The organism is Massilia cavernae, assembly GCF_003590855.1.
GTDB classification, from domain to species: Bacteria; Pseudomonadota; Gammaproteobacteria; order Burkholderiales; family Burkholderiaceae_D; genus Telluria_A; species Telluria_A cavernae.
On record NZ_QYUP01000166.1, the window covers coordinates 1 to 9,459 of the forward strand.

Annotated in this window: 4 protein-coding genes; all 4 read right to left on the reverse strand. The window is 66.4% G+C overall.

Annotation, left to right across the window (positions count from 1 at the left end; all coding sequences use genetic code 11):
- A partial coding sequence (locus D3872_RS22145) for a glycoside hydrolase domain-containing protein (protein ID WP_229459474.1) occupies positions 1-1,933 on the reverse strand: 1,933 nt, incomplete at its 3' end.
- Positions 1,934-1,961: 28 nt separating this feature from the next.
- Positions 1,962-4,676 carry a beta-mannosidase gene (locus tag D3872_RS22150; RefSeq protein WP_229459475.1) on the reverse strand — a complete coding sequence of 905 codons (2,715 nt, stop codon included), beginning with the start codon at positions 4,674-4,676 and terminating at the stop codon, positions 1,962-1,964.
- The gene (locus D3872_RS22155; RefSeq protein WP_119812818.1) at positions 4,640-6,160 is read right to left on the reverse strand and encodes a tryptophan halogenase family protein; all 1,521 of its coding nucleotides are present in this window, start codon (positions 6,158-6,160) and stop codon (positions 4,640-4,642) included. Before D3872_RS22155 ends, D3872_RS22150 begins: the two co-directional genes overlap by 37 nt.
- Positions 6,161-6,254: 94 nt before the next feature.
- Positions 6,255-9,368, reverse strand: coding sequence for a TonB-dependent receptor (locus D3872_RS22160; protein ID WP_119812817.1), 3,114 nt, complete (start codon positions 9,366-9,368; stop codon positions 6,255-6,257).
- Between the last annotated feature and the right edge of the window lie 91 nt (positions 9,369-9,459).

Here is a 9,459-nt window from a genome sequence, read left to right on the forward strand (position 1 = left end):
CCTTGCGGCCGACGTTCGACACCGGCGGGACCGCGGTGGCGTTCTTCAGCGCGGCCTCGTAGGCCTGGTGCGCATCGAAGCCGCGCACGCCCTTGAGCCAGGCATCGGCGAAGGCCACGTCGGAACTGGTGCCGACCATCAGGTCCGCATAGCCCGGCGACGACCAGCGCGCGACCCAGCCGCCCTCGCGGTACTGCTGCAGGAAGCCGTCGATCATCTCGCCGGCGCGTTGCGGCGCGAACAGCGCGTACGCGGGCCAGGTCGTGCGGAAGGTGTCCCAGAAACCGTTGTTGACATAGGTTTTGCCGGCGCGCACCGGGGTGGCGGTGCGCAGCGCGTCGCCGCCACTGTTCTTCTCGGACCAACTGCTCTGGTCGGCGTGGCGCCAGTCGGGCTGCTTCGCGCTGCCGGCGTTTTCATGCGCAACGTTCGGATACAGGAACAGGCGGTAGAGATTGGAATAGATCGTGGCCAGCTGATCGTCGCTGGCGCCCTCGACCCGCACGCGGCCGAGCTCGGAGTCCCAGGCCACCTGCGCGCGCTCGCGCACGGTGTCGAACCCGGCGTCGCCGATCTCCTGATCGAGGTTGCGCCGCGCCTGTTCGACCGACATCAGCGAGGTGGCAATGCGCATGCGTACTTCGCCATTGTCGGCCGAAAACTTGACGTAGCCGGTGGGCCGGCCGGTCTCGATCAGGCCGCTGTCGCGCCAGCGCTGGTCGAAGCGCGCAAACACGAACATGCGCGCGGAGCCATTGGACAGGCCGCTGCGGGTATCGGTGTAGCCGCGCAGGGTCTGCGTGGCCGCGTCCAGGGTCAGGCCGCCGCGCTGGTCGACGTTATCGAACACCAGGTTCGCATCGCCATCGCGCGGGAAGCGGAAACGGAAGACTGCCGCGCGTTCGCTCGGCGCGATCTCGGCACGGATGCCATTGTCGAAGTCCACCCGATAGGTGTGCGCACGGGCCAGTTCGCGATCATGCGAGAACGGCAGCGCGCGGCGCGCACGGTCGGCGTCGGGGCGTCCCTGCGCGCTTGATGGCATCACCTGGAAAGTCTGGCGGTCGCCCATCCACGGACTGGGCTGGTGGCTGAGGGACAGCGCCTGCAGCCGCGGCCGGTTGTCCGCGCCATTCTGTTCGCTCCAGCGATACAGCCAGCCCAGCGTGCCCGCGTCGGTGACCGGGGTCCAGAAGTTGAAGCCATGCGGCATCGCCGTCGCGGGAATGTTATTGCCACGCGAGAAAGTGCCATTGGCCTGGGTGCCGCGGGTAGTCAACACGTAATCGGATGGCCGCGTGGCCACGCTGCGCGCCTGCCCGCCGATGGCGATGTCGTCGAGCCAGCCGATGGCGCCGGTCCCGGCCGCGGGCTGCAGTTCCAGCTCGATCGCCTTGATGCGGCGCCCTTTCAGTTCGCCCAGCCGGACCGCCTTATGCGCCCACTGCTGCGGATACAGCGTCTTCGAGTGCCCCTGTGCGGCAGCGCCCAGGGGTACGCCGTGATTGTCACGCAATGCCAGGCTTGATATCCGCCGCCCATCGTCGAGCACCAGGTCCAGCGATACGCCGGTCGAGGCGCCGGTATTGCCTTCGACAATCTCCGGCAGGACTTTCCACGACAGCGTCGTGTCGGCGCCGATCACGATGTCGACCGGGAACAGCTGAAGGCGGCCTCCGGTGCCGTCAGCAAGGTAGCGCAGCGCGCGCGTGCCGCTGTAACCCACCCGCGGCTTGGCCGCGTACGGGCGTTCCGGGCCGTCGCCCAAGCTCACCCGCAAGCCGTTACCTGCCAGGGCGGCGGGAACCGGGTCGCCGGATTCGAACGACGTCGAGAAGCGCGGTTCGGCCGCGCCGGCAGAGGCGCCGGCGAGCAGCATCGCCACGGCCGGGAGCCAGATTGCTCTGGCACGAAGGCGGGAGACGTCAAGCATGCGCGTGTCATACAAAAAATAGGTCATGTCAGGGAGCCCGTGATATGGAGGAGGGATTGGTTTGCACCGCGTCGGCCAGCGATTCGATGTGCAGGGCGGCGCGCAGGGCCTCGCCCGTGGCGGCGGACGCCACGCGCAGCGTGACGCTTTCGCCCGGCAGCAGGGTCAGCGCGTTGTCGGACAGTTCGGCGTCGAGATCGCCGAAGCCGATCCAGACCGCCCGCGCCAGCCTGGACGCCGCGATCTCGAGCACATATCCATCGCCGTCGCGCCGCAGTTCCGCGCGCAGCCCGGCGGGGTTCCAGGCCATCTGTTTGGCCGCTGCGAAATACACAACCCTGCGCGACGCCGGCTCGCCTTCGGCTTGCAGGTCGAATACCGCGACGGTGGACGCCGGATCCGCGTTGCCGAGCAATTCGGCGTCGGCGTAATCGGCCACCTTCGCCGCCGACAGCGGCGCCAGCTCGACCGCATTGCGCTCGTCGCGCAGTATCTTGCCGTCGAGGGCCATCACGCGCAGGCGCAACTCGCCCCGCACCTGCCGCGTGCGGTCGTTGAGCAGGCTGAGCGCGGTGGTGCCTGCGGCGCCGCGCAGCGCGGCGACCGCGACCGGCGCATAGAAGCGGCGCGCATGGAACTGCAGCGCCTTCCAGCGCCCGAACCAGTCAATGCCCGACCACGATGCCCCCGGCCACACGTCGTTGAGCTGCCAATACAGCGAACCCATCGTGAACGGGCGACTGGCGCGGTGGTGCAGCGCGGCCAGCTCGATGCCCTCGGCCTGCGCGGCCTGGCCGAGGTAGACGAAACCGGCGAAATCCTTCGGTTCGCCGAACTCATAGTTCACGTACTTCATCAGCCGTTCGTTGCCCTTTCCGGCTTGGAACTTCTGGTGCGCCTCGATCACCGGCGTGGCCATGCCCTGCTCGTCGCGCCTGGCGAAAGCGTCGATGGTGCGCTGCACCGGCCATGCCTGCAGTCCGTACTCGGACATGAAGCGCGGCGTGACCTCGAGGAACTTCGTCGGCGGATGCGCCGGGTTGCCCCACACTTCCCAGTAATGCATGTCGCCGCTGGCCGGCGTGTTGGCTACTTCGGCCAGGTCGTCGCCGGGCGAACTGGCCCAGTAGCGAATGCCGCCGCCCTCTTCCGCGACGACCTTGCGCAGCTCAAGGCCGAACAACTGAACATAGCCCTTCCAGACCTTATCGGCGAAGCCAGGATCGGCTTCCTTCAGCGTCTTGCCGTGCCCCCAGTACTTCCAGGCGATTTCTTCCTCGTTATTGCCGCACCACAGGACGATGCTGGGATGGTTGCGCAGCCGGCGCACCTGGTCGCGCGCCTCGGCGATCACGCTGGCGCGGAAGGCGTCGTCGTAAGCCGGCTGCATGCCGCCGCCGAACATGAAGTCCTGCCACACCAGCAGGCCGAGTTCGTCGGCCAGGTCGAAGAAGTCATCGCTCTCGTAATAGCCGCCGCCCCAGCTGCGCACGAAATTCATGTTGGCGTCGCGCGCCGACTGCAGCACCCGGCGCAGCTGCGCCTTGGTCACCCGCGGCTGGAACATGTCAAAGGGAATCGAGTTCGCGCCTTTGGCGAACACGGGAATGCCGTTGACGACGAAGTAGAAGCTGCTGCCCTTGTCGTCGCGATCGCGGCGCAGCGTAACGCTGCGCAAGCCGGTACGCGTGCTGGTACTGGCAACGACAGCCTTGCCGTCAAGGGCTTCGAGCTGGTAGCGGTACAGCGCTTGCGCACCATAGCCGGTCGGGAACCAGCGTTGCGGGCGGTCGACCTGCACGGGAAGTTCGATGCGGTTGGCGCCGGCATGCAAGACGACCCGCCGTTGCGCGGCCAGCGAGCGCTTGCCGTCGGGCGCAGTCTGCCACAGGCGCAGCTCGAACTGGCCAGCGCGCACCGCGTCGAGCGACGCGACCGCGGCGATATCGGCGCGCGCTGCGTCGACGTGATCCTGGCGCAGCTGCAGGTCGTCGATGCGCAGCGCGTCCCAGCTCTGCAACACGACCGGCTTCCAGATGCCGGCGGTCACGTAGCGCGGCCCCCAATCCCAGCCGTAGTGATAACCGGGCTTGCGCGCAAAGTTGCCGGTCATCGCGTCCTTCGGTTCGTCGCCGTAGGGCGAAGGGTAGTTGCCGGCCAGCTTGTGCGGCATCGCCTGCACCTGCGGCAGCAGCCTGGCGATCGGCGAGCGCAACACGATGCGCAATTCATTGTCCTTCGCGCGCAGCTTGCGCTGCACCGGCACGCGCCAGGTGCGGAAGGCGTTGTCGGCGTCGAGCACCTTGTCGCCATTGAGCCAGACCTCGGCATAGGTATCGAGGCCTTCGAACACCAGGTCGCTGCGCGCGCTGTTGAGCGCTGCGCGCGGCATGTCGAAGCGCGTGCGATATTCCCAGTCGGCCAGGCCGATCCACTGCAAGCCGGCTTCGGCCGCGCCGACATACGGGTCGGGGATCAGCTTGTTGGCGAACAGGTCGGTATGGACCGTGCCCGGCACCGCCGCCGGGCGCCATGGCGCCGCTTCGGGATGCGCGCCGAGTTGCGCGTTGCCGGGCGCAAGGCGGAAGGTCCAGCCCTTGTCGATGACAAGCCGGTCCGGTACTCCCGCCCTGGCCACTCCTGCCGTAAAGGCGAGGACGAACACGGGCAGCAGTCGCGCGAGCGCGCGCAGCAGCGGATGCGCGCTCATGGTGGGGACGCCTTCCAGTATCTGTCGATCCATTCCTGGTGCGTCGGCATCATGGCGACGGCCTGCGCCAGCGTGGTGCGCATGCCCTCGACGTATTCCACCAGCCGTTCCGCAGGCATCTCGTCGACGATCGGGTGATAGCCTTGCGGCACGATGCGCTGGCCCAGCATCACCTGGACCCAGCTCGGCAGCGCGAAGAAATCCTCGCCATTGCGGAAGTAGCGCCCATCGCGGCGGAACAGCTCGATCGGCTCGCGCAAGCTGTCCGGGATATCCATCGTGCGGCAGTAGTTCCAGAACGGCGTGTCCCCGCGTTCGGTCGCGCAGTAGTGCAGGATCAGGAAATCGCGAATCCGCTCGTACTCGAACACGGATTCGCGGTTGTAGCGTTCGGCCAGCAGCGGGTTGGCATCGCGCGTCGGGAACAGGCTCAGCAAGCGGGTGATGCCCGACTGGGCCAGGTAGATGCTGGTGGACTCGAGCGGCTCGAGGAAGCCGCTGGCAAGGCCCAGGGCCACGACATTCTTGTTCCAGAACTTCTTGCGCATGCCGGCGGTGAAACGCAGGGGGCGCGGGTCGGCCAGCGCCTTGCCGTCCAGGTTCGCCAGCAAGGTCGCGGCGGCCTCGTCGTCGCTGATGTGCCGGCTCGAATACACGTAGCCATTGCCGGTGCGGTGCTGCAGCGGAATGCGCCACTGCCAGCCGGCCGCGCGCGCGCTCGCGCGCGTGTACGGCGTGATCGGATCGACGCGTTCGCTGGGCACCGCCATCGCGCGGTCGCACGGCAGCCAGTGCGACCAGTCCACGTAGCCGGTCTTCAGGGTCTGCTCGATCAGCAGCCCGCGGAAACCCGAGCAGTCGATGAACAATTCGCCGCCGACCACTTGGCCGTTTTCCAGGGTCAGCGATTCGACGAAACCGTCGCCGGCGCGCTGGTTCACACCGACGATCTTGCCCTCGATGCGTTGCACGCCGCGCTGTTCCGCCAGTTCGCGCAGATAGCGCGCGTACAGCGTGGCGTCGAAGTGATAGGCATAGGCGATATCGGCCAGCGGCGAACCGGCCGGCGCGTTCCTGTCGCCCGGCGCGAACTTGCCCTGCGGCGCCATCACGGTCTGCGGCGAATAGCCGCCGATCGGGTCCGCGCGCCCGGACAGGTGCAGCTTGAGCCAGAACTGGTGAAACGGCAGCGGGCCGAGCGAGCGGCCGATGGCGCCGAAGCCGTGGATGTAACTGTCGCCGATGCGGCTCCAGTCCTTGAATTCAATGCCAAGCTTGACCGTGGCCTGGGTGCGCTTGACGAACTCGGCTTCGTCGATGCCGAGCCATTGCCCGTTGAACAGCCTGATGTGCGGGACGCTGGCCTCGCCGACGCCGACGATGCCGATCTCCTCGGACTCGATCAGGCGGATCGCGGCTCCCTTGCCCAGGTAGGTCGCCAGGGCAGCCGCGGCCATCCAGCCCGCGCTGCCGCCACCGACGATGGTGATGTTGCTGATCCGGTTGTGCGTGTTCATTGCGACGTCCAGGAAAGACGGCTTTGCCAGCAGGACTGGCAAAGCCGTTGAAGACACCTCCCCGGCCCAGCGGGCGCGGGGAGGAACGAGTGGCTTAGAACTTGTAGTTCAGGCCAACGTACGCGACCCGGCCGGCATAGCCGTTGGAGTAGAACCGGTCCTTGGTGTCGTTACCCAGGTGCGCGCGGCTCTCTTCCTCGGTCAGGTTCAGCACCGAAGCGGTCAGGCTCAGCTGCTTGGTGAGGTTGTACGCCACGTTCAGGTCGATCTGGGCGAACGGCTCTTCATACACGTTCAAGCCATTGACCAGGCCGTTCACCACCTCGCCGCGGCGGTTGTATGAAGCGCGCGCCAGCAACTTCTCGGTGGAGTAGAACACGGTCAGGTTGGCCTGGTTCTTCGCGCTGCCGACCAGCGGCGACTTGCCGAGTTCGGTGCCGTCCGCGAGGGTGATGGCCGCCTGGTTGGTCTTGTTGTACGTGTAGTTAACCTGGAAACCGAGGCCGGAATCCAAGGTGTGCTGCGCGTACAACTCGACGCCCTGCGACACCGCGTCGCGGCCGCCGGCACTGGTCGCGTAGTTCTTCACCGTCACGGTCTGGCCGCCCACGTCCATTGAGATGTCCGTCACCACCGGCACCGCGAAGTTGCTAACGTTTTTGCGGAACACGCCGGCGCCGAGCACCGAGCCGCGATGGAAGTACCACTCCATGCCCAGGTCGTACTGAGTGGCCTTGTACGGCTCCAGGTTCTTGTTGCTGCCCGCGCCGAACCAGCCCTGCTGGTCGCCGCCACCGATCAGGCGGCGATCGTTGACGTACTCCTGGCTGTAGTAGTTCAGGCCGCCCGGCGACGCGATGTCGCCGTAGCTCGGACGCGAAACCACCTTGGATGCGGCCGCGCGCAGCAGCAGCGTGTCGCTCAGCTCGTAGGCCAGGTTGAAGCTCGGCAGCACGTCGTTGTAGGTGCGGTCGAGCGAGCTGACCGCAAACGACGAGTCGCGCGCGGTGCTGTCCGGCAGCCTGGTGAAGCCGCTGGTGCAGCCAGAACCGGCCGGCGCGCCGGCAGCCGGCAAGCCGCCCGCCCGGCATGGCGCCGGGGCGCCGCCAGGACCGTTGTAGAAGTAGTCGTTGTAGCTTTCGACCTGGTCGGTCGAATCGGCATGCTGCCGGGTGCGCACCAGGCGCACGCCGACGTTGCCGCGCAGGCGCTCGGTCTTGATGTTGGCCTGCAGGTAGGCCGACCCGATCTTCTCTTCGACGTTGTAGACGAAGTTGTCTTCGTTGCGGGTCTGCATCTCGCCGTAGGTCGCGTTCAGGTGCCCGATGTAGGCCGGATAGTTAATCGCCGGGAACGCGTTGGCGCTGATGCCGCCAGCGAGATTGTCCAGCGATTCAGGGTACAGGAACTGCGCCTGGAAGCGGCTGGCGGTAGGATCGCAGCCGGCCTGGAAGCGCTTGTCGTAGTCGCTCGGATTGGCGCCCTTGCACACCCAGTAGTTGTTGCCGGTGCTGCGGTGGGTGCCGCCGTCGCGGTACTTGGCGCCGAACTGCAGCGAGTCCAGCCACTTGCCATCGTTGTGCCAGGTGAAATCGGCCTGGGCGTACTTCTGCTCGGTGCTGTTCTTGGTCCACGACGACGAGGTCGAGCCGAGGTCGATTTCGCCGATGCCGTTCTGCAGGTTCGCCATCAGTTGCGGCGCGAACGTCATCGTCGGCGTGCCGGAAAGGTCCCAGGCGGTGGCGGTGTTACCGAGGGCCCAGCTGCCATCGGCGTTCTGGCGGCGCGGCTTGATCGGCATGCTGAATTGCATGTCCGGACCGCCGCCGGCCCAGGTACGCCCGGCCGTGAAGTTGGCGTCCAGCGACTGGCCGCGCCATTCGGCCGTGAAGTCGAAGACCTGCGAGCGCGCCTTTTCCCGGTTGTAGCTGCCGGTGATCTGCGGCGTTGGAATGGTGCAGTCGTCCGGACCGAAGCCGCCGGTATTGGCCAGGCCGCCCGCCGCAGCCTGGTCGCCGCTGCAGTAATAGGCCTTGCCTGGGTGCGCGCTGTACTGCGCGCCGGTGACGATGGTGCCGCTCGGGTCGAAGGTCAGGCCGTCGAGCAGGCGGCCGCCCGGCCAGTTGCCGTCGCCGTCATAGCGGGCAATATTCCATTCCGGTACCTTCAGGGTGTTGGTCTGGGAATTCTGCGACAGGTCGAAACGGAAGTAATTCGCCGTCAGGTTCAGGTTGCGGACCGGCTTGAACTGCAGGGTCAGCTGTCCGCCCTTGCGCTCGCGCTCCTCGGTCTTGACGTTGAGGTTGACCGAGGTCGGCATCATGAAGTTGGTGTAGTACTTGCCGTTCTGGTCGTGGAAGCCCGACTGGCCCCACCAGTACGAGTTCAGGTCCGACTCCTTGCCGTTGACGTCGGTTGCCGGATTGGTTCGGTAGTTGTCGCCGTACCACTGCCAGTTTTCGGTGCTGGCGCCCATGGTGCGGGTGGTGCGTTTCTGCTGGGTGTAGCCCACCAGCACGCCGAAGCGGTTGCTCTGGTCGTGCCAGGCATACTGGCCGGAAAACTGGCCGTCGGCCTTCTTGGTCGTGTCGGCCCAGGTTCCTTCGGCGTTGACGAAGCCGGAGTTGGACTCCACGTCCAGCGGACGGCGCGTATGCAGGATCACGGTGCCGCCGATGCCGCCTTCGTCGATGCGCGCTTCCGGCGTCTTGTACAGCTCGGCGCTGGACAGCATGTTCGACGGCATCAACATGTAATTGAACGAACGCGAAGGATCGCCGTTGGATTCGGCCGTGGCGACATAATTGCCGTTCAGCTGGGTCAGCGTCAATTCCGACGACAGGCCGCGCACGCTGACGTTCTTGCCCTCGCCGCCGCTGCGGGTGACGACCACGCCCGGCACGCGCTGCAGCGCGTCGGCGACGTTCTTGTCCGGGAACTTGCCGACATCTTCGGCGGTGATCACTTCGACGATCGCGTTGGCGTTGCGCTTCTGGTCGAGGCTCTTCTCGATCGCATAGCGGTAGCCGGTCACGACAACCTTTTGTGTCTGGCTGGTATCGGCCTGCGTGTCGGCCGGCTTGTCGGCGGGAGCCGTTTGCGCCTGAGCGGTGGTAATGCTCAACAGGGCCAAAGCGACCGCGGTGGCAATCGGCGTTGCGCGCGGGCCCATGGCCCGGCGCGAAGCAAGAACGTTCCTGAACATCATTTGATCTCTCCTTATCATGCCCTATGGATGGGCTTTTTTATGTGACGCTACAAAGGCACTTCCGCCAACTACAGCCCCGGTGGCAGTCCCA